Consider the following 20556-nt stretch of genomic DNA (forward strand, 5'->3'; position numbering starts at 1 on the left):
GCGCGCTACGACCTTCAGCGTTGCGCGCCGCCGCCCGGACTGGAAGGTCCGCAAGCCCGACCGGTCCGGGGCGGCGCGCACCCGCCTCAGGTCCGGGCGGTGGGGAGGTCCGCCGGCGACGCCTGGCGAACCGGCTGGGAGACCCGGCGGCCGTCCATCCAGCCCTGCAGGTCCGGCCCCGACTCGAAGCTGGCGATCATCGCGTAGCGTGGCCGCGGACCCACGTGGAACGCGGCGTGCCAGAGCCGTTCGGTGTCGACGACGAACTGCGCGCCGAGCGGCAGCGGTATGCGATGTTCGGTGGCGGGATCGTCACGGTTCTCGCGCAGAATCATGAAGCTGTCGGGGTCGTCCGTCAGGTTCAACCACGCACGCACCACCCAGCCCTCGTCTTCCGGGTTCAGCCGGTTGTTGTCGTCCAGGTGCAGGTGCTGCCGGACCACCGTGTCCTCGTCGATCGACGGGGCGAGCTTGATGATGCGGACCCGTCCGAATCGTGCGCCCACGGACTGGACCCATTGGCGAAGCGTCGGCGCGAGCGACGCGTTCGCGGTCCAGACGCCGTCCTTGTCCGCGCGGCCGTGCTCCCAGAACCCGCGCGGGTCGTCCTCGCCGAGCGCCGAGGCCAGCACGGCGAAGTTGGTGTCCCCGCCGGATTTCCAGTCAAGGTACCGCAGGTTCTCCCACTCACTCGGATCAAGCGTCCCCGCAAACGGGGGCAGCGTGACGAATCCGGTGGCGTCAAGCGCGGGCAGCTTGTAGTGGCGGGTTTGAACGACGGGCATCGACTTCCTCCTATCCGCTGCGGCCCGGTCGGGCCGCAGCCGCCGGTCGCGCTACCCGTCGAAGCACGGTGATACCGGCGAGGGATGAGATTTGCGACGTGATTGGCCTGCGGCGGCCGCGTCACACGGCCGGCCCGGTCAGCCGTGCCGGGCCACGAGGACGGGCGCGTCGGCGTGGTGCAGGACCTGATGGGTCACCGCGCCGAGCCGCACGCCCGGGAACCCGCCGCGGCCGCGCGCGCCGACCACGATCATGAGCGCTCCGCGGCCGGCGTCCAGCAGCCCGGGCGCGGAGGGGCAGTGCTCGACGCGGGCCCGCACGGCGACGGTGGGGTACCTGCTCCGCCAGGGCTCCAGGTCCGTCGCCAGCGCCCGCTCGGCGGCCGCGGCGAGTCCGGCGGGGTCGGACGAGCGGCCCCAGCGGTGTTCGGGCTCGTGCCAGGTTCGCACGGCGTGCACCGGGACGCCGCGGACGGCCGCCTCCTCGAACGCGAGCCGCAGCCCGAGTTCGGCGTCGTTCGAGCCGTCCGCCCCGACGACCACCGGTTCGCGGTGCGGCAGCGGCGACTCGGGACCGGCCCACCGTTCGGCGTGGTGGACGACGAGCACCGGGCAGTGCGCATGTGCCGCCAGGTGTACCCCGACCGAGCCGACCAGCAGGGCGTGGAAGCCTCCGCTGCCGCGGCTGCCGACAACCACGAGGCCGGCGCCGCGGGACTGCTCGATGAGCACCCGGGCGGGCTCGCCGTGCCAGGTGGCGGTCGTCACCTGCAGGCCCGGCTGCCAGCGCCGGATCTCCGTGGCGGCGTCGATGGCGGGTCCGTGCTGGTCGGGGACCTCCTCGAGCGGGCCGTGCACCTCCAGGGCGTGCACGACGTGCAGCGGCTCGCCGCGCCGCACGGCTTCGTCGGCGGCCCAGCGGACCGCGCCGAAGGCGGCGGGCGACGGGTCGACGCCGACGATCACTGGGTGGCGGCTCGTCGTCATGGCGTCCTCCCGGCTCGGGGAGCATAGGTTCAGTCTCCACGCTGGCACGCCGGGCGGCGCGACGGCAGCGCCCTCGGACCTCGGCGCCACTGCGCATCCGCTGCGGCGCCCTTCGCCCTGCCCATCCGGGCGCGAGCACGTAAGCATGGAAGGTGTGGCGCTCGGACGCCGCTGAGCGGCGCCGCCGGCCGTCGGAGGGAGGAGCCGTGAGACAGAGCCTCCATCTGGCCACGATCGCCGGCATCCGGGTCGGCGCGAACTGGTCCGTCCTCGTCATCGCCGCGCTGATCGTGCAGATGCTCGCGCTGTCGGTCGTGCCGGCCGGCGCGGCCCTTCGGTGGCTGCTCGGCGCGGCGGGCGCCGTCGCGTTCCTGCTGTCGCTGCTGGGGCACGAGCTCGCGCACGCCTTCGTCGCCCGCGCCTTCGGCGTGCCGGTCGAGCGGGTGACGCTGTGGTTGTTCGGCGGGGTCGCCGAGTTCGGCGGGGAGCCGCCGAGCGCCCGGGCCGACCTGCTGACGGCCGCGGCCGGCCCGGCTACCAGCGCGCTGTTCGGGGTGGGCGCCGGCGCCGTCGCGCTGGGCCTCACCACGGCCGGTGCGCCGGCCGGCGTCGTCGCCGTCCTGCGCTGGCTGGCCGGCATCAACCTGCTCCTCGCGGCCTTCAACCTGCTGCCGGGCGCGCCCCTCGACGGCGGCCGGGTGTTGCGGGCGGTGCTGTGGCGGTGGCACGGCGACCGCAACCGCGCGGCCCTCGGCGCGGCCCGCGCGGGCCGGATGATCGGGCTGGGGCTGATCGCGTTCGGCGCCGCGCAGCTGCTCTTCGCGGGGCTGCTCGGCGGCGTCTGGCTCGCCATGATCGGATGGTTCCTGATGACGGCCGCGGCCGCCGAGGCGAACACCGTGCAGTACCGCGTCACCCTGGGCGACGTGCCGGTGTCCGCGGCGATGCGCGCGCCCGTCGCCGGCGTCGATCCCGGCGGCAGTGTCGCCGACGCGGTGGCGGCGCTGACGGCGGAGCCGGCCGGCCGGGCCGTGGCCCTGCGCACCGCCGACGGCCGGCCGACGGGCCTCGCCCGGGCCGGCGACCTCGCCCGCGTCCCGGAGGGGCGGCGGGCCGGCCTGCCGGTGCGCCGGGTGGCGTTGCCGCCGGCCGCGGTGCCGGTGATCGAGGCCTCCCGGCGGCTCGCCGACGTCGCCGACCTGGTGCGCCGGGCCGGAACCGCGCTGGTCGTGGACGACGACGGCGTGCTCCTGGGGCTGCTCGACCGAGACGACGTCGCCCGGGTCGCCGAGCGGGCCGCGCTCCACGTCGACCGCCCCGGCGCCGCCGGCTAGGACGTCCGCCGTACGGCACCGGAATCCGGCCAACCTGGGCGGATGGCTCCGTTTCGCCCGGCCGAGATGACCGCGGCCGCGATCCGGTGCGTACTTTGGTATGTGGCCTGCTCCGCGAAGGAGGCAACCATGATGCTGAAACGCCGGCTCTTCGCGAACCGGGTCGACGCCGGTCGGCGGCTGGCCCGCAAGCTGGGCCACCTGCGCGGCGAAGACGTCGTGGTGCTGGGCCTGCCGCGTGGCGGAGTGCCGGTCGCCGCTCAGGTCGCCGAGGCGCTGCGGGCCCCGCTCGACGTCATCGTCGTACGGAAGCTCGGCGTACCGCGGCAGCCCGAGCTCGGCATGGGCGCGATCGGCGAAGGCGGCGTTCGCGAGCTCAATGCGAGCGTGATCCGCACCGCCGGCGTCACCGCCGACGAACTGGCGGCGGTCGAGAAGTCCGAACAGGCCGAGCTGGCCGGCCGCGCCGAGCGACTGCGGGGGAGGCTTCCCGCGCAGGGTCTCGCCGGGCGTACCGCGGTCATCGTCGACGACGGCATCGCCACCGGTTCGACCGCCCGGGCCGCCTGTCAAGTGGCCCGCGCGCGGGGCGCCGCCCGGGTCGTGCTGGCCGTGCCGGTGGTGCCGGCCGACCGGATCGAGCCGCTGGGAGGGGTGGCCGACGAGGTGGTCTGCGTCGAGAGCCCGGACTGGCTCATGTCGGTCGGGGAGTGGTACGCGGACTTCACCCCCACCGAGGACGAGGAGGTCCGGCAGCTGCTCGCGCACACCGCCGCCGGCTGAACGCCCGGTGCCGGGAGGCCGTCAAGAGTTGATCACGTCGCCGGGCGGCCGGCGCGGGCTCGCCGGATGCGGCGCGCGGTCGGGGTCGACGCCCACCCGCAGGACGAGCTGCGGATGGCCGGGCCGATCGATGAGGCTGGCGAGCAGGGCCCGGGCGCCCGCAATCTCGACGACCTCGCTCATCGGCGAGGCGGCGAGGCCCTGCGCGGTCGCCGCCAGCCAGGCGGCACTGGCCGCCTCGCCGGCAATGAGCCAGTCCACGGGCCCGTCGCGGTCGGTCGCGAGCACGAGGTACTCGGCGCCGCGGTCGTCGCCGCGGCCGGGTTCGAGCGCCGCCTCGTGGTCCAGCGCGAAATCGCGCAGCGGCACCGGCCGGGGCGCCGACGCCGCGACGGTGCCGGGTGAGATGCCGTCGGCGGCGTGCGGGCCACGGTGCGTCCACGCCCGCTGCTCGGCCAGGTGTCGTTCTTCCTTGGCCTCGATCGTGTGCGCCGCCCGCGCGGCATATCGCAGGTAGTCGAGGTCACCCGGCCGGATGCGATGGAGCCGCGCGTGCTGGGCCTCGGCGGCGGCCCGCAGCACGGCCAGGCTGTCGGCGGTCACCGCGGCGGTGGATCCGAACGGCCGCCGCTCGGTCCGGCGCCGGCGGATGCTCTCGTACGCGGCGAGGTCTTCGCGCGCGGCCGGCCGGGGCGGGCCGACGACGACCCGGGCAAGCAGCAACGGCCGGTCCGGGTCGGGCAGGCGCTCGACCGCCGCCTCATGGCCGGCGGCGGCGAGCGAAACCCGTGCATGGTGCAGCGCCGCGCCGCAGCTCAGGGTCAGCAGGCGCCCTTCGGGATCGATGGCGGTGAGCTGCCGGGCCGGATCCGCGTGCAGCTCGAGCACGTCGTCGTGGATCTGCCACCGCCATGGCTGGGTGTTGAGCACCGACGGTGCCCGTGTCGCATCCTCCGCCGCACGGCGCAGCGCGGCCGTCACCGGCGTCGACTCGCGATGATTCGGTTGTTGTTCGGCCACGCTTCCTGCCCTTCCGGTCGGGGTGCGCCTACCCGGACGCCGGGCGCTTACACGCGGCCCGGGCCCGGGCGGCGGCATCGGGCGTCCGCCATCGACGGCACCCGTTCAGCGCGGCGCGCCGGCGTTGTCACCCGGCTCGACATGCGCGTCGGACCCCGGGAACACCAGCGCCTCGTGGTCGGTGTCCAGCCAGCGGACCATGTACGGCGGCGCGCCGTCGTCGCGCCGCAGCGCGGTGATGACGCCGATGCGGCGGTGGTCCCCGACGTGCTTGCCTTCCTCGATGAGCCGGTCTCCGACGTTTGCGTGCACGGCGATCGCCTCCTCAGCAGCGTTCGTACGATGCCAGGCTTCTCTTCCCCGGTCCCGCCGTCCCATGCCGGACCGACGCGCCTGCACGCGTGCCGGGGCCCGAGCGACGCTGGGAGGTGGGGAGTACTCGTCCGGATTGGAGATGAGTCCGATGCGCACCGCGAGGCGGATTCTGGCGGACGCCCGGATCATTGCCGTGCTCGGAGCGTCACGCGACCCGCTCGACGTCGCGCACTGGGTGCCGAGAATGCTGCAGGAGCAGGGCTGGCGGATCATCCCGGTCAACCCGAGCGCCGGCCGGCTCTTCGACGTGTACGCGTACGGCCGGCTCGCCGACATCCCGTGCCACGTGGACGTCGTTGCCGTCTTCCGCCCGGCGGCCGAGGCGCCCGCGATCGTGCGCGAGGCGGCGGCGACCGGCGCCGGCGCGGTGTGGCTGCAGGCCGGTATCGCCAGCCCGGAGGCTCGGCGGCTGGCCGCCGCGGCCGGGCTGGACTACGTCGAGGACACCTGCATCGGTACCGAGCGTGCCCTGAGCCAGATGGTGGCCGGCGGCGCAACGCCACCCTGCCCGGTGTACCGGGGCGTCGTCCCGCACCACCAGCCGGATGCCGGGGCGGTCGCGCCGGCGCACGCCGCGCCGTACGGGTCCGGGCGCCACGGTGGGCGGACGTGTCAGCGCCGCGGTGGCCGGGTGAGCCGCACCCGGACCGCATCGCCCAGGATCGGGCGGGCGAGGGCGGGCCGGGCGACGTCACACCGGTGATCCACCGGCGTTCGCCGGTCGGGCTCTGTGCCCGCTGGCGTTGATCGAGTGCACCCGGCGGAGACGGAAGTCCCACTCCAGCTCGGGCTGCAGGAACGGCGCGACGAAGCCGCCCGACGCCGCGTCGACGTGGATCGGCACGTCCCAGCCGTGCTCGGCCTCGATCCGGTCCAGCGCCGCGGCGATGCGCCCGACCGGCTCGTACATGCCGGTGTACGTGACGCCGAGGATGGCCACCACGCCGATGGTGCGCTCGTCGACGTACCGCTGCAGCTCATGCCCGTCGAGGGTGCGGTGCTCCTCGCTGATCGGCACGAAGCGCGGCTCGACCTCCCAGTAGTTGGCGAACTTCTCCCAGCACACCTGGGCCGCCGAGCTGAGCACGAGGTTCGGCCGGTCGACGGGCCGGCCCTCGGCGCGCCGGCGGTTCTGCCAGCGGCGCTTGAACGCCATCCCGGCCAGCATGCAGGCCTCGGAGGAGCCGAGCGTGGAGGTGGCCATCGTGCGGTCCGGGTCCGGGGCGTGCCACAGCCCGGCGAGCATCTTCCCGCAGCGGTCCTCGATCTCCGCGGTCGCCGGGTACTCGTCCTTGTCGATGAGGTTCTTCTGCCGGGCCTCGGCGTAGAGCCGGTCGGCGGAGCGGTCCATCCAGGTCCCGACGAACGTGGCCAGGTTCAGCCGGGCGTTGCCGTCGAGCATCGCCTCGTCGTGGACCAGCTGGTAGGCGGCGTCGGCGCCGAGGCCCTCGTCGGGCAGCCGCGCCGACGGGCTCCAGGCTGAGTCCCCGCCGGGCGGGACGATGGTGAGGCGTCGGGCACCGGCCATGCGAACAAGCCTGGACGGGGCGGGCCGGGCCGGCGCCGCCCGTCGCAGGTGACCGCCGTTACGCGGACCCCACCGGCCGATCAAGGTACTGTTGCGGCGTGGGAATCTGGTCCGCAATTGGGCCGAGATTGACCTATTTGTCGTACCGGCCGTGGTCGATCATGCTTGCGGTCGCCGTGGCGCTGGTCGCCGTGGTCGGGCTGTCCTGTTCGGACCTGCTGAGCCCGCGGTGGGCGCTGCTGGCCGACGACCTCGGCCAGCTCGGCGCCGCGTTCGCCGCGACCACTGCCTGCTGGGTCGCCGCCGCGCGGCACACCGGTGGGCAGCGGCGGTGGCGGCTGTGGATGGGCGCCGGGACGTGCGGCTGGATGATCGGGCAGGGCGTCTGGACGTGGTACCGGCAGTTCGCCGGCATCGGGCTGCCGTCCCCGTCGGCGGCCGACGCCGGCTACCTGACGCTGCCGGTGTTCGCGCTCGGCGCCATCATCGCGCTGGCGGCCGACCGGTCCGCGGCGGGCGTGCCGGGGCGCTCCGGCGGCCGGCTGGTGACCGTCCTCGACGGGATCATGGTCACGGGCGCGCTGTTCGTGATCACCTGGGCGACCGTGCTCGGCCCCGTGGTGCGCACCGGCGCCAACACCCGGCTCGCGTACTCCGTCGCGATCGCCTACCCGGTCACCGACCTGCTGCTGACCGTCATCGTCATCCTGCTCATCGGCGCGAGCGCGGCGGCGAACCGGTGGCAGCTGATCATCCTCGGCGCCGGGCTGTTCGGGCTGTCGGTGTCGGACAGCCTGTTCGCGTACTTCGTGTCGGCGGGCACGGGCAGCATTCCGACGGTGGCCGACGCCGGGTTCGTCGTGGGGCTCGCGCTCGTCGCCCTCGCGGCGCTCACGCCGACCGGGCCAGGGCCGGGATGGGTGATGCGCCCGGTGGTACGCCCCGGGCACCTCCTGCTGCCGTACGTCCCGGTCGCGGCCATGGTGGTGCTGTTCGTCGTGCAGCACGCGGGCGGCCTCCCGATCGACCCCGTGCAGGTCGCCGTCGAGACGATGGTCGTCGGGATCCTCATCGTCCGCCAGGGCATCACCCTGCTGCAGGCGGCGAAGCTCGTCGGGTCGCGGGCGCGGCTCGTGATCGCCACCGACCGGACCCGCCGGCAGCTGGAGCGCGACCTGCACGACGGCATCCAGCAGCGCCTGCTCTCGATCGCGCTGGACGTGCGCCGGGCCGAGGGCCACGTGTCGCCCGGCCAGGACGAGCTTCGCCGGCAGCTCGGCGCCGTCGCGGCCGAGCTGCACGCGTCGGTCGAGGAGGTACGCGAGCTCTCCCGCGGGGTGCACCCGGCCATGCTGACCGAGGGCGGCCTGCGCCCCGCGCTTCGCAACCTGGCCCGCCGCAGCGCCGTCCCGGTGCGCCTCGACCTGCGGCTGGACGGCCGGCTGCCGGAGCCCGTCGAGGTGGCGGCCTACTACGTGGCGGCCGAGGCGCTGACCAACGTCGCGAAGTACGCGCAGGCCACGCACGTGGACGTCGAGGTGGAGGTACAGCGCAACCGCCTGCGCCTGGCGGTGCACGACGACGGCGTCGGCGGCGCGGATCCCAAGCGCGGCACGGGCCTCACCGGGCTGGCCGACCGCGTCGAGGCGCTCAGCGGCACGCTCACGGTGGACAGCCCGGCCGGGCACGGCACCCGCCTGCAGGCGGACCTTCCGCTGACCTGAGGATCGGTGCGTCGCGCGGTGCGAGCACCGGTACTGTGTGCCGATGGGCCGAGATCGATGCGGTACGGGCCGATGAGCGCGCCGCGGCGAGCCGGGGGAGCGCTGGAGTCCGAGGTCATGGCCGTGCTGTGGGCGGCCGCCGGGCCGCTCAGCCCGGCCGAGGTGCAGCGGCTGGTCGGCGGCGGCCTGGCGTACAACACCGTCCAGACCATCCTCATCCGCCTTCGCGAGAAGGGTCTCGTCCGCCGGCGGATCAAGCTGACGGGCGGCCGCGGCCACCTCTACTTCCCGGCCGAGGAGCAGAGCGCGGCGGCCGCGCGGCAGATGCGGGCCGTGCTCGACGGACCGGGCGACCGCCGTGCCGTGCTGCGGCAGTTCACCGCCGACCTCGACCCGGACGACGCCGAGCTGTTGCGGGCCCTGCTGCGCGACGAGCCGGAGGACGGCGGGGCGTGATCTGGCTGGTGCCCGCCCTGCTGCTGCCCACCCTGCTGCTGCCGCTGGCCGAGTTCGCCGCCCGCTCCGGCCCGCCCGAGCGGGCCGCCCGGGCGCTCGCCGTCGCGGCGCTGATCACCGCCGGGTCCGGGGTCGCCTGCCTGGCGCTCGTCGCCGTCACGATCGCCGATGACGTGCCGGCCATCGAGGCGTACTCCCACCACGCCCGCGCCCGCGGCCACATCCTGCCCGAACCGATCCCCGACGCGGTGGCCGTCGCCGCGTGCCTGCTGCTGGCGTGGCTCGCCGGCCGGCTCGCGGCCGAGCTGCTGCGCCGGCGCCGCATCGCCCGCGACCTGCACGCCGTCGGCGCCGCCGAGGACGGGATGCTCGTCGTGGACTGGGACAGCCCGCGTGCGGTCGCCGTCCCGCCCCGCCGCGAACGGCCCGGCCACGTGCTGGTGACCCGCGGGCTGCTGGGCCTGCTCGACGGGCGCGAGCGGGCCGCCGTCCTCGCCCACGAGCGCGCCCACCTGCACCGTCACCACCACCGCACGACCGGGCTCGCGGCGGCCGCCGCGGCCGTCAACCCGCTGCTGCGCCCGGTGTCGACGGCGGTCTGGCTGCTCGTGGAGCGCAGCGCGGACGAGGACGCCGCGCGCAGCGTCGCCGACCGCCGGCTCGTCGCCCACACCGTCGCCAAGGTCGCCCTGGTCGCGCACGCGCCGGCCGGCGCGGCCGGGTTCAGCGGGTCCAGCACGGTGCGCCGGGTCGAGGCGCTCACCCGCCCGGGCCGGACGGTCCCGCGCTGGCTCATGGACGCCGGCGCGGTGCTGCCGGCCGCGCTGTCGCTCGCGGTCGTCGCGGGCGCGGTCGCCGAGTTCGTCGAGCTGCTGCGGGCCTGGCTGCCGTAGCCCCGGCCCGGGTCTGCGGATCGGCGTCGCGGGGCCGGACGGGAATGGACCGATCGGCGTGCGGCCGGGTGTCTGGCAGAATTGACACCGTGACCACCGGGATGCGCCACACGACGCGCGACCTGCGCCGGCGCAACCGGGCGGCGCTGCTGTCGCACATCTACCACACCGGCGCGGCCAGCCGGGTCGAGCTGGTGCAGACGTCGGGCCTCAGCTCCGGCTCGGTCAGCAACGTCGTCGGCGACCTCGTCAACGAGGGCATGGTGGCGGAGGTCGGCTCGGAGGACTCCGACGGCGGCCGCCCGCGGGCGCTGCTGCGCGTGCGGCCCGAGTTCGGCAAGGTGGTCGGCGTCGACATCGGCGAGACGCACGTGCAGGTCGGCCTGTTCGACTGGACCCTGCAGCGCATCGCCACCACGACGTTCGCCATCGCCGAGACCAGCCTCGAGCCCGAGGCGGTGGCCTGGATGGTCAGCGCCGGCATCGCCAAGGTGACCGCCGAGGCCGGCGTCGACCCGGCGACCCTGCTCGGCGTCGGGGTCGGCGTGCCGGGCGCGGTGCAGCCGACCGGCACCGGGACCGCGGTCCACGCGCCGACGCTGCGCTGGTCCGGGGTCCGCCTGGACGAGATGCTCGAGGCGAGCGTGAGCGTCCCGCTGTACATCGACAACTGCGCCCGCACCCTCGGCCAGGCCGAGATGTGGCGCGGCGCCGGCCGGGGCGCCAGCCGCAGCGTGGTCGCGCTGCTCGGCGTCGGCATCGGCGCCGCCCTCGCCACCGGCCCCGACTCCCGCGACGCGACGAGCAGCACCAGCGAGTGGGGCCACACGGTCATCGTCGTCGGCGGCGCCCCCTGCCGGTGCGGCTCGCGGGGCTGCCTGGAGGCCTACGTCGGCGCGGAGGCCGTCCTGTCGCGGTATGCCGAAATGTCCGGCGGCCGGCCGATCGACGCGATCGGCACCGAGGCCCGGCTGGCCGAGCTCGCCGCGCGCGCCGCGGCGCCCGGGCCCGCCGCGGGCGTGCTGGAGACCACGGCCGAGTACCTCGGCATCGGCATCGCGAACCTGGTGAACCTCCTCGCCCCGGACCGTGTGGTGCTGGCCGGGTGGGTCGCCGAGGTCATCGGCCCGCAGATCCTGCCGGCCGTGCGCGCGGCGGCCCGCCGCCATTCGCTGCCGTACCTCTACGGCCAGCTGCAGATCCAGCTCGGCGAGCTCGGCACGGACGCCGTCGCGCTCGGCGCCGCCACGCTGCCCGTCGTCCAGGTGCTGGCCACCGGGGAGCGCCCGCCGGCCCGCTGAGACGGCGCCCGGCGGCGGGCTACTCCGGGTGGTTCGGCGTGCCGGATCCGGTCAGGAACGGGCTGGTCACCCCGGTGTAGCCGAGGTGCAGGATCATGCCGTTCGCGGCGTGCTCGAGGTCGTGGCAGTGATCCATCCACAGCCCGGGGTTGTCGGCGCGGAACGCCACCCGGTACGTCTCGCCCGGGCCGACGTCGAGGGTGTCGACCCACCACGGGCTGCCGGTGGCGGCCCGGCCGTCGCGCGACAGCACCAGCATGTGGTGGCCGTGCAGGTGCATCGGGTGGTGCTGGCCGCTGCGGTTGACGTAGGTGACCTCCACCAGGTCGCCGTCGGCGACCATGAGCATCGGCACGTCCGGGAACGAGGCGCCGTTCAGGGTGTACCGCACCGCCGGGCGGCCGTCGTAGAAGCCGAGCCGCTCGTCGATACGCAGGACGAACCGCCGGTCGAAGCGGCCGCCCGGCGCGAACGGCGTTGCGGCCGGGGTGCCGTAGCGGGCCGGGTCCAGCAGCGCCGGCGCCGTCGCGGCGCGGTCCGGGCCCGCATCGCCGCCCGGGCTGTAGACGATGGCCGGCCCATCCGCGCGCAGCGTCACCGGGGCGTCGGGCATCGTGAACTCCACGTCGTACCGGGCCCCGCCGCCGACGAGGATCCGGGCCCCGGACAGCACGCCCGGTTCGTGCACGTCGGTGCCGTCGATCGCCACGACCCGCACCGGTGCGCCGGTCACCGCGAACGTGGCGGGCTTGCCGTCGGTGTTCACCAGCCGCAGCCGCACCGGCCGCCCGGCCGGCACCGACCGTCGTTGCACCCCGGCCGCCAGGCCGAGCGTCGCCACCCCGTCCTCGTCGCCCCACGTGTGCCGCAGCACCGTCTCGTCGAGGGCGTCCTGCGGCGCCGGTGCGTCACGGGGCAGCACGACCAGGGCGCCGAACAGGCCCCGGCGGACCTGGACGGAGGACATTTCATGCGAGTGGTACCAGTACGTGCCGGCCTGCGAGGCCCGGAAGCGGTACACGAAGCCGGCCCCCGGCGCGACCGCGTCCTGGGTCACGCCGGCCACCCCGTCCATGGCGTTGGGCACGTCCACGCCGTGCCAGTGCACGGTCACCCCGACCCCCGGCAGCCGGTTGACCAGCGTCACCTCGACAAGATCGCCCTGGTGTACCACCAGTTGCGGGCCCGGCGTGACACCGTTGAACGTCCACGCCGCCACCTGAGCACCGGAATCCAGCCGTACCGTGCTCTCCTGCGCCGTCAGCGTGAACCGGCGTACCGCCGCGTCGGTTGTGGAGTCCGCGCCGGTCAGCTCGGTCACGCTGATCCCGCCGCGGTGCTCATGCCCGGCCGCGGCACCGCCACCGGTGTCCACGGTGCCGCCACTCATGCTGCTGCGCGCCGGCAGCGCGCTGGCCGTGGACAGGCCAACCGTCACCGCGGCGACCAACGCAACACCGGCGGCGGCCCGCACAGCGGCCTGCCACCGGCCGCGGCGGGCGGACGCCGGGCCGGGCCACGCCATCCGGTACGCCCGTCCCACCGCCGTCGCCCCAAGGACCGCGGCGCCGGTGACGACCGCCGGGCCCACACCGGCGAGCTGCGCGACCGCGGCGACCAGGACGACGCCGACGGCGCCGGCCACCGCGGCGACACGTGCCCGGCTCACCGCCGGGCGCACCCACACGAGGTACACCGTCGCTGCCGCCACCAGCGCGGGCACCACCCACGGCAGCCGCGGCCCGGCGAACTCCCACCCCCAGCGCAGCAACAGCAGCCCTGCCGCCAGGCGCAGCACGGCCGTGCCGACCATCACCGCGAACGCCACCACGGACGTCCGCGACGGCCTGTCCGCCGCCGCCCGCCACGCCACCATCGCGACCGGCAGCTGCGCCAACGCGATCACCATGTCGGCGTAGTGCACCCAAAGAAACACTCGCGGACCATACCGTGCGATTCTTTGGACCCGACCGGACGGCGTCGATCTCCGCCGGACGCTCGGATCGGATGAGCAAATCCTTTCGCTCGTGCCAGCCTCGGCTAACGGCAGCCCTGATCCACTAGGAGTCTGCGGATCTTGTCCAGGTCAACGCGTCTCGATGCTGCACGTCTCCAGATCGAACCACTGCGCGACTCGAAGACGCTCCAGCATTGGACCTGACGGGCCATAGGCAGGGTTTACATGTCGCCCAAGTACGACCGCCGCGACGGATGCGGCACCGGCGTCCTTGAGTGAGAAGGCAAGCGACTGCAGGCGCCCGCCGCTGGTCCAGGTGTCGTCGACAAGGAGCACGCGACTTCCCGGAGCCACACGAGGTGACAGCCGGAACCGATCGCGATGAAAGTCCCGATCGGTGCCCGAATACGCGGGGTTCGCAACTGCCCGCAGCAGCGGTAGACCGACCCGACGCGCGACGATTACCTCGATCGGGTGAGGACCCTGACGCCCTCGCGTGGAGGGTACGGTCGCGACGTGTGTCAAGGGACCACCGGCCGCCGACACGAGGCAGCTCCAATGTCGACCAAGGAACGCGACTCCCAGGGCGGACAGGCTGAACTGCGCTCGAGGGGAAGGCGACGGCGCCTTGTACACAGCCAAATTGTGAGCATGCTGACCGCCCTTGATCGCGTAGGCGATAGGAACTACGACATCGGCCGTCTGGCCACCAGACGCAGAGCGGTGCTGGGTGCATTGAAAGCACCGTGCGAAACGCGGATCAACCGACCCGCGGCAGACCCTGCATACGCCTGGCCCCGCCGGTAGGGCGTTGCGCAGGAAGATCCGCTGCAGTTCGACGGCCCGCATCGCTGGACTCTGTCCAGCGGACCGATCATCACCTGTGGACAAGAGGCGGCAGACCCTCCAGCGGATCCGAAGCGTCGGGTATCTGGCTGACGATGTAGTCGACTGCCCCGAGTAACTCCTCTGCGCTGCTCACCACGAACACACCCGGCCGCGTAGCGTACTCACGCGCCCAGTCGTGCACGAGCAGTGAGTCGACCAGAACAACCGGCCGGCCGTGCTGAAGCGCTAGCCGGGCCTGCATTCGAGCGCCACTCTGGTACGCCGCCTCGACAACGACCGTTGCGGCGGCGTATCCACTCATGACAGCGTTGCGCATCGGGAAGGTGTGCTTCGCCGGGGTAGCGTCGGGCCAGAACTGGCTCAGCAGCAGCCCGTCCCGTGCGATTCGCTCCTGGAGCAGCCTGTTCGCGGCAGGATAGAAGCGATTTACGCCGGTTCCGATGATCGCGACAGTGCGCCCACCCGCCTGCAGCGAAGCCTCATGGGCTGCCGTATCGATGCCCTCCGCCAAACCGGACACGACGGTGACCCTGGACTCGGCGAGCGCGGCTGCTATGGTCCGCGCTGTGGTCAGGCCGCGCTCGGTTGGTTTCCGGGTGCCGACAACGGCGACCGCCCGACTATCCTCCGCTAGCGCTCCGCGCGTGAAGACCAGTGGGGGCATCTGATGGATGTCGCGCAGCTGAGCTGGATATGAGGCGTCGAACAGGCAATGCACGGCTATTCCGTCCGACAGCCAGCCACGCACCTCCGCGGTCGCGGCCTTTATGGCCACGTCCATTGCGTCCTCATCATCAAACAGCGTTGCACCGGCATACATCGCCCGGCGTAGCACCGTCACGGCTCGGCCTTCCACGAGCACGTCCGTCGCCACGTCCGCCCACCGAGCACCGGGGCGTCGCAGCAGCGCAACCAGCGCAGCGGTCTCGGCCAGGCGATCTTCCGACATAGGGTCGATCCTAGAAGTCGTCGTTGGCGAAGGCACGAACCTGGGGTCCACCGTCACTCTTCCCTTCGGTCGGTGCCGAAGCTGATCTAGTGTAATTCGTACACTCGTTCGACTCAAATCTCTAGCTTCGCGCTTCGATCCGGCTCGGCGAGCCGGCGCGGACGCCGTCACGCTCGGCGCAGCGAGCGCTAAGGCACCCAGGCAGCCACGCTCCCTCGAAGCGGGTGCCGGTGCCCCCTACTTTTGCGGGTGGTTGCCGGCGGGGGGCGACGGGACGCTTCCGGTATGAAAACGTCCCGGCTCCTGGTCGTGCTTGCCGCAGCCGCACTGCTCGGCGCGTGCACCGGTGGCGGCAACAGCCCGTCGGTGGCGTCGAGCGCATCGGCCGGCGCCGGCGATCCGGCCGGAGTGTTCCGGCAGGTGGCCGAGTGCTTCCGGGCGCACGGCCAACCCAACTTCCCGGACCCCGTCCAGGCCGCCGACGGCACCTGGGGCTTCCCGCCCGACGCGGAGCGAGTGACCGTGCCGGAGGACTGCGCCGACGTCTTCCGACAGTCGAAGGCGCTCTACCCGAACCGGCCGAAGGGCCCCGTCGTCAACGCGGCCGACATGGAGAAGCTGCGCACCTTCGCGCGGTGCATGCGCAGCAATGACGTCGCCGACTGGCCGGACCCGAACCCCGACGGCACGTTCACCGTCCCGGACCGGCTGGCCAAACCCGAGAGCGAGAACCTGTGGCAGCCGACCGCCGGCGGCGCGTGCAAGCAGTACGCCCCGCCGAATGGGCCGGACATCTCCGCGCCCCGGTGACGCTACGGCAGGGTCCACCGTTGCGCGGTGGACTGGTTGCACGCGGCCATGCGCTGCGAGGCCCGGCTGTCCGCGTCCTCTTCGTCGTCCGGCCCGCCGAGGCACAGCCCCGACGCCGAACTGACCAGCGAGCCCGCGGGTCCCGGGCGCCATTGCTGGGCGAGGCCGCCGTCGCAGGTCTGCACGGTGACCTGGCTGCCCGCGGCCTGCAGGCATCGGCCCTGGTTCTGCAGGGTGCCGTCGCTCGCCACGGTCCACGTCTGGCCCGCACTGCCGTCGCACTTCCACCTGCGGACCTTGTCGTCGTGCGGGCCGGAGCTGCCGTCGAGGCACAGCCCGGAGGCGCCGGTGATCCGGCCGGTGCGAGAGCCGGCGGGCGGTGGTTGCGCCGGCGCGGGCTGCTGATCGAGAGCCGGGGGCGCGCTCGGCTGGGTCGTGTCCGATGCCGGGGCCGGCGCGGCGGCTGCGGACGGTGATTCGGACAGGGACAGGGGCGACGCTTCGGCCGTTGACGCCGTGTTGGACGCCGCCGACGACGGCGGGGCCTGCACGGCCCCCGTGGTGAGGTGACCGCCGTTCGGTGCCGCGGGCCCGTCCGCCTCGGCCGCCGGAGACGCCGGCCGGCCGCCGACGGCGAGTACCACTGCGGTGGTGCCCACCAGCAGGACCAGCGCGCCCGAGCCGACGGTAAGCAGTTGACGCCGGCTGCGGTGTGTCGCCGAGGTGTGCCTCGTCAGGGCCGAGCCGATTCGCCGGCGCGAGCGGGGAGGGCCGGCGCGCCCGGTCGTCGCGGGCCGGTCGTGATGCTCGGGTTGGCCGTCCGATGGGGGTGGGACGTCCTTCACCTCGATTGTCGGCTGGTCGGTGTCCTGACGAAGGCGGACGTAGGGACGTACCAGAAGCGGCTCTTCGTCGAGGTTCGGCCCGGCCGGGCCCAGGTCCGTCTGGTCGGCGGACGTCATTCGCCGGCCGCCTTGGCTACCGACGGCCGTCGGGTCGGGTGCGCGCCGGTGCTCGTGTCGCGGTACTCGACGTCATCGCGGCTTGCCGACAGCGTCGTCAACAGGGTGTAGGGCGGCATGCGCCGACGGTAATGCCCATTGCCGTACGCCGATGAGATCGTCCGAGGGTGATATGCAGATTCACCCTCTCGCTCACCCTGCGCGGGCTAGCCCCAAGATCTGACGCATTCCCGATACTTCCGCCACTGCGAGTAACCCGGGTAGGCCGCTCCACGCCCATTCGCCCAGGCGCATTCCACGGGGGCGGAACGTGCGCCGCGATCCTTCCCCCGTGACCTGATCTTCAGCATCCTCACCAAGGACGGTCATGAAGGACTACAGGGCACCCGAAACCCGGAGCGAGGCCCTCGCATTCCTCGAACACCACATCGAGCGGGACGGCATTTGCGAAGGCTGCCTGGCCTCGTGGGCGCGGCTGGTCGCCTTCCCCTGCTTGTACGCACAGGCGGCACAACGCATCCTTGCCAATGATCCCGCCGACCCGCCCCTTGATCGGTAACCGCCTATTCGGGTTACGCTCTCGGCTGTGTTCGAGACCATGTCGTGGTTGAACGAGCCGAGTGACTGGGCATTGCAGGACGGCGTCCTTCGTGCGGTCACCGAGTGGAAGACCGACTTCTGGCGTGAGACGTTCTACGGCTGGACCACCGACAACGGGCATTTCTTCCACCGGCCGGCAACCGGTGACTTCAGCGCCGAGGTTGTCGTCTCCGCCGCGCACACGACACGCTTCGACCAGGCCGGCATGATGGTCCGGGCCGACGAGCGCAACTGGCTGAAGACCGGCCTGGAGGTTACGTCGGGCGCTGTTCACGTCAGCACCGTTGTGACCCGTGCGTTCTCGGACGTGTCGATGGCGCCGATCGAGGGCTCTCCGGGCGAGGTGTCGATGCGCATCACCCGCTTCGGTTCGGCACTGACCGTGCATTGCCGCAGCGGCGACGGCGCGTGGCAGTTGCTGCGCCTCGGCCATCTCGACCTTCCCGCCACTGTGGACGTCGGGATCATGTGCTGCTCGCCGGAGCGTGCCGGTCTGGAAGCCACATTCCGGGACTTCCGCATCGGGCCGCCGATCTCCCGGGACGGCCTCGAGTAGCACACCGGCATCGCGACCGAGCAGCTACCCGTCCGACGGGGCGGCACCGGGGCGTACCACTCCGTTCTCGGAGGCGAACACCACGGCCGGGACCCGGTCGCGCAGATGAAGCTCGGTCAGGACGCCGGCGCGCTCGACGTCAATGCGCGGGGTCGGCGGCCTTGCCGGCGAGGGCGTCGGCCATCCGCCGGCGGAGCAGTTGCCGCTCGTGGCGCGTCGGCGCGAGGTCGGCGGCGTGTTCGAGCTCTTCCGCGGCCTCGGCCGCCCGGCCCACGCGGATCAGGATGTCGGCGCGGACGGCGCCCAGCAGGTGGTAGCGGGCCAGGCGCTTGTCGTCCCGGATCGCGTCGATCGCCGCGAGCGCCGCCTCCGGCCCGTCCGCGTAGAGCAGCGCGACCGCACGGTTCAGGTCGACGATGGGTGAGGGGGCGACCTGGGCGAGTGCGTCGTACAACGCGACGACCGAGGTCCAGTCGGTCTCGGCGAAGGTCCTCGCGCGGGAGTGATGGGCGGCGATCGCAGCCTGGATGGCGTAGGGCCCGAGCGGGCGGCCGAGCTTGGCCGCGCGGTCGAGCACCGACAGCCCGTGGGCGATGAGGATGCGGTCCCAGCGCGACCGGTCCTGGCGGTCCAGCAGCACCGGTGTTCCGTCCGGCTCGGCGCGGGTGGCGAATCGTGACGCATGCAGTTCCATCAGCGCCAGCAGCCCGAACACCTCCGGCTCCGTCGGCAGCAGGGCCGCCAGCACCCGGCCCAGCCGCATCGCCTCCTGGGCCAGTTCGCGGCGGACCCAGCCGTCGCCGGAGGACGCGGAGTAGCCCTCGTTGAAGATGAGATAGACAACCTCGAGTACGGCGCCGACCCGGGCCGGCAGCGCGTCGGCGCCGGGTGGTTCGAACGGAACCTGCGCCTCGCTGAGGGTGCGTTTGGCCCGCGAGATCCGTTGGCCGAGCGTCGCCGAGGGAACGAGGAACGCCCGGGCGATCTCGTCGGTGCTGAGACCGCCGATGAGCCGCAGGGTCAGCGCGACCCGCGCCTCCCGGGGCAGGATCGGATGACACGCTATGAAGATCAGCGTAAGCACGTCGTCGGAGATCGGGTCGGGCAAGTCGTCGGCGACGTCGGGCGTGTACGGCTGCGCTTCCACCGCGATCAGTGCGGCCTTGCGCCGGCCCGCCTCCTCGCGGCGAGCTCGGTCGATCGCCTTGTGCCGGGCCGTGGCCATCAGCCAGGCGCCGGGCCTGGGCGGGATGCCATCGGCCGGCCACTGCTCCAGCGCGGCGACGAACGCCTCGGAGGCGAGGTCCTCGGCGACCCCCACGTCCCCGATCTGGCGGGCGAGGGTGGCGATCAGCCGCGGCGCCTCCATCCGCCAGAGCGCCTCGATCGTACGCCGCACGTCCATCGTCATCCTTCTTCCCCGGGCGCCGGGCTCTCCTCGTCAGTGCCGGCGGGGGTGAGCGTGGCATCGAAGTCTGCCATTTCATAGAACGGCCGGATCTCGAGCACCTGATCCGCGCCGTACCGCGGGTCGTACGGACATCTCTTGGCCCACTCGACGGCCTCCTCCAGCGAGCGGACCTCCCAGATCCAGTAGCCGGCGATGAGCTCCTTCGACTCCGCGAACGGCCCGTCGACGACCGACGTGCCGGTCTCGGTGAAGACCACCTGTGCGCCCTTGGCGCTGGGCTGCAGCCCCTCGCCGCCGAGCATGATGCCCGCGTTGACCAGTTGTTCGTTGTACACCTTCATCTGCTCGAACATCTCCGCCGTCGGCGTGCCCTTCTCCTCGTCGGCGCCGGCGCCCTTCGTCATCACCAGAACTCGCATGTCGTCTCCTTTTTGTCCGCGCTTCCGCCAGGTCCGTGTAACGCTAGTTGGCGCTGGTCCTGGCCGGGACGTCGGCGAGTCGGCTGACCGGGCGGTAGGTGACCACGACCACGCCGTTGTCGAAAGTGGTGCAGTCGGCGAGCTGCAGTGCGGTGGCGCTCTCCGGCCGGAACAAGGGCTCGCCGTTTCCCTTGATCACCGGGTAGATCCAGACCCGGTACTCGTCGAGCAGCCCCGCCGCGGCGAGCGCGTCGGTCAGGCGGCCGGTCCCCCAGATGAGGATGTCCCCGCCGTCCCGCTCCTTGAGCTGCGTGACCTCGGCGACGAGATCGTCCCCGGCGATGACCGTCGCGGGTCCCCATGCAACGGTGTCCACCGGCCCGTTGGCGACTACGTACTTCGCGATGGAGTTGACGTGGTCGGCGTAGGGGTTGCCGCCCATGCTCGGCCACGCCTGCGCCATACCCTCGTAGGTCACCCGGCCGAGCAGCAGGGAGTCCGCCTTGAGCGTCATCGTGAACGCGTACTGCTGGGACCGCTCATCCGAGTACTGGAACGTCCATTCGTGGGGATTGTCGATGTAGCCGTCGAGGGTGGCGTAGGTCGAGGCGATGATCTTGCGCACGGGACTCTCCTGCAGGGTATCTGTCTGGGGTCGCGGGGTCGCTTCCGTACAGACTTCGAACAGGAGAGGGCGGCTTCGACAACCGGCCGACAAGTTTTTCAAGAGCTCTACGAGCCACCGGCCCCCTCGCGGGCCGAGGCTGCGTCACAACGCCGGAACCGGCCGGCCCGCACCCACCCTCAGCTCAAGCCCGCTGCGCAGCGGTGTGTATGCGCCTGCTCATCGGTCACTC

Annotated in this window: 21 protein-coding genes and 1 pseudogene; 10 read left to right on the top strand and 12 right to left on the bottom strand. The window is 73.1% G+C overall.

The window, feature by feature from the left end; all coding sequences use genetic code 11:
• Positions 1-86: 86 nt before the first annotated feature.
• Together ACQEVU_RS17355 and ACQEVU_RS17360 are read right to left on the bottom strand one after the other, a co-directional pair.
• Positions 87-785 carry a hypothetical protein gene (locus ACQEVU_RS17355; RefSeq protein ID WP_433324629.1) on the bottom strand — a complete coding sequence of 233 codons (699 nt, stop codon included), beginning with the start codon at positions 783-785 and terminating at the stop codon, positions 87-89.
• Positions 786-923: 138 nt separating this feature from the next.
• Positions 924-1772: a universal stress protein gene (locus tag ACQEVU_RS17360; protein ID WP_433324631.1), complete on the bottom strand. Its 849-nt coding sequence runs from the start codon at positions 1770-1772 to the stop codon at positions 924-926.
• 206 nt (positions 1773-1978) lie between these two features.
• Between ACQEVU_RS17360 and ACQEVU_RS17365 the strand changes: the two genes are divergently transcribed.
• On the top strand, positions 1979-3106 hold the full coding sequence (locus tag ACQEVU_RS17365; protein ID WP_433324633.1) for a site-2 protease family protein: 1128 nt from the start codon (positions 1979-1981) through the stop codon (positions 3104-3106).
• A 129-nt stretch (positions 3107-3235) separates the two neighbouring features.
• On the top strand, positions 3236-3889 hold the full coding sequence (locus ACQEVU_RS17370; RefSeq protein ID WP_433324635.1) for a phosphoribosyltransferase: 654 nt from the start codon (positions 3236-3238) through the stop codon (positions 3887-3889).
• A 21-nt stretch (positions 3890-3910) separates the two neighbouring features.
• Here ACQEVU_RS17370 and ACQEVU_RS17375 read toward each other — a convergent pair whose 3' ends face one another.
• The gene (locus tag ACQEVU_RS17375) at positions 3911-4909 is read right to left on the bottom strand and encodes an Acg family FMN-binding oxidoreductase (RefSeq protein ID WP_433324637.1); all 999 of its coding nucleotides are present in this window, start codon (positions 4907-4909) and stop codon (positions 3911-3913) included.
• A gap of 105 nt (positions 4910-5014) precedes the next feature.
• Positions 5015-5221: a DUF1918 domain-containing protein gene (locus tag ACQEVU_RS17380; RefSeq protein ID WP_433324639.1), complete on the bottom strand. Its 207-nt coding sequence runs from the start codon at positions 5219-5221 to the stop codon at positions 5015-5017.
• A 151-nt stretch (positions 5222-5372) separates the two neighbouring features.
• On the opposite strand from ACQEVU_RS17380, the pseudogene ACQEVU_RS17385 reads away from it, so the two are divergent.
• Positions 5373-5777 (top strand): annotated as a pseudogene (locus ACQEVU_RS17385) (CoA-binding protein); the annotation flags it as partial.
• 198 nt (positions 5778-5975) lie between these two features.
• Here the strand turns inward: ACQEVU_RS17385 and ACQEVU_RS17390 are convergent.
• Positions 5976-6812, bottom strand: a complete 837-nt coding sequence (locus ACQEVU_RS17390) for a glutamate decarboxylase (RefSeq protein WP_433324641.1) — start codon at positions 6810-6812, stop codon at positions 5976-5978.
• A gap of 137 nt (positions 6813-6949) precedes the next feature.
• On the opposite strand from ACQEVU_RS17390, the gene ACQEVU_RS17395 reads away from it, so the two are divergent.
• The 4 genes from ACQEVU_RS17395 (at position 6950) to ACQEVU_RS17410 (ending at position 11186) form a co-directional block, all read left to right on the top strand.
• Positions 6950-8536, top strand: a complete 1587-nt coding sequence (locus ACQEVU_RS17395) for a sensor histidine kinase (protein WP_433324643.1) — start codon at positions 6950-6952, stop codon at positions 8534-8536.
• Between the two features lie 72 nt (positions 8537-8608).
• Positions 8609-8992 carry a BlaI/MecI/CopY family transcriptional regulator gene (locus tag ACQEVU_RS17400; protein ID WP_433324645.1) on the top strand — a complete coding sequence of 128 codons (384 nt, stop codon included), beginning with the start codon at positions 8609-8611 and terminating at the stop codon, positions 8990-8992.
• The gene (locus ACQEVU_RS17405) at positions 8989-9885 is read left to right on the top strand and encodes a M48 family metalloprotease (RefSeq protein WP_433324647.1); all 897 of its coding nucleotides are present in this window, start codon (positions 8989-8991) and stop codon (positions 9883-9885) included. Before ACQEVU_RS17400 ends, ACQEVU_RS17405 begins: the two co-directional genes overlap by 4 nt.
• Before the next feature lie 89 nt (positions 9886-9974).
• Positions 9975-11186 (top strand): ROK family transcriptional regulator, encoded by a 1212-nt coding sequence (locus ACQEVU_RS17410; protein ID WP_433324649.1) that lies wholly within the window; start codon positions 9975-9977, stop codon positions 11184-11186.
• Positions 11187-11205: 19 nt separating this feature from the next.
• Here ACQEVU_RS17410 and ACQEVU_RS17415 read toward each other — a convergent pair whose 3' ends face one another.
• Both ACQEVU_RS17415 and ACQEVU_RS17420 read right to left on the bottom strand, forming a co-directional pair.
• Complete coding sequence (locus ACQEVU_RS17415; protein WP_433324651.1) at positions 11206-13122, bottom strand: multicopper oxidase family protein; 1917 nt, start codon at positions 13120-13122, stop codon at positions 11206-11208.
• A gap of 898 nt (positions 13123-14020) precedes the next feature.
• Complete coding sequence (locus ACQEVU_RS17420) at positions 14021-14941, bottom strand: DNA-processing protein DprA (protein WP_433324653.1); 921 nt, start codon at positions 14939-14941, stop codon at positions 14021-14023.
• Positions 14942-15226: 285 nt separating this feature from the next.
• On the opposite strand from ACQEVU_RS17420, the gene ACQEVU_RS17425 reads away from it, so the two are divergent.
• Entirely contained in the window at positions 15227-15751 is a 525-nt protein-coding gene (locus ACQEVU_RS17425) for a hypothetical protein (protein WP_433324655.1), read from the top strand.
• Positions 15752-15753: 2 nt separating this feature from the next.
• Here the strand turns inward: ACQEVU_RS17425 and ACQEVU_RS17430 are convergent, their stop codons facing one another.
• Complete coding sequence (locus ACQEVU_RS17430) at positions 15754-16713, bottom strand: ricin-type beta-trefoil lectin domain protein (protein WP_433324657.1); 960 nt, start codon at positions 16711-16713, stop codon at positions 15754-15756.
• Positions 16710-16832 (bottom strand): hypothetical protein, encoded by a 123-nt coding sequence (locus tag ACQEVU_RS17435; RefSeq protein WP_433324659.1) that lies wholly within the window; start codon positions 16830-16832, stop codon positions 16710-16712. Before ACQEVU_RS17435 ends, ACQEVU_RS17430 begins: the two co-directional genes overlap by 4 nt.
• A gap of 248 nt (positions 16833-17080) precedes the next feature.
• On the opposite strand from ACQEVU_RS17435, the gene ACQEVU_RS17440 reads away from it, so the two are divergent.
• Together ACQEVU_RS17440 and ACQEVU_RS17445 are read left to right on the top strand one after the other, a co-directional pair.
• Entirely contained in the window at positions 17081-17272 is a 192-nt protein-coding gene (locus tag ACQEVU_RS17440) for a hypothetical protein (RefSeq protein WP_433324661.1), read from the top strand.
• 27 nt (positions 17273-17299) lie between these two features.
• Positions 17300-17869, top strand: a complete 570-nt coding sequence (locus ACQEVU_RS17445) for a DUF1349 domain-containing protein (RefSeq protein ID WP_433324663.1) — start codon at positions 17300-17302, stop codon at positions 17867-17869.
• A 139-nt stretch (positions 17870-18008) separates the two neighbouring features.
• Here ACQEVU_RS17445 and ACQEVU_RS17450 read toward each other — a convergent pair whose 3' ends face one another.
• From ACQEVU_RS17450 to ACQEVU_RS17460, 3 genes are read right to left on the bottom strand one after another with little or no spacing between them, the layout of a single operon-like run.
• Entirely contained in the window at positions 18009-19274 is a 1266-nt protein-coding gene (locus tag ACQEVU_RS17450) for an RNA polymerase sigma factor (protein WP_433324665.1), read from the bottom strand.
• 2 nt (positions 19275-19276) lie between these two features.
• On the bottom strand, positions 19277-19699 hold the full coding sequence (locus tag ACQEVU_RS17455; protein ID WP_433324667.1) for a YciI family protein: 423 nt from the start codon (positions 19697-19699) through the stop codon (positions 19277-19279).
• 43 nt (positions 19700-19742) lie between these two features.
• Complete coding sequence (locus ACQEVU_RS17460) at positions 19743-20324, bottom strand: dihydrofolate reductase family protein (RefSeq protein ID WP_433324669.1); 582 nt, start codon at positions 20322-20324, stop codon at positions 19743-19745.
• Between the last annotated feature and the right edge of the window lie 232 nt (positions 20325-20556).

Origin of the sequence: Dactylosporangium sp. CA-139066 (assembly GCF_050936175.1) — a bacterium.
GTDB lineage: Bacteria > Actinomycetota > Actinomycetes > Mycobacteriales > Micromonosporaceae > Dactylosporangium.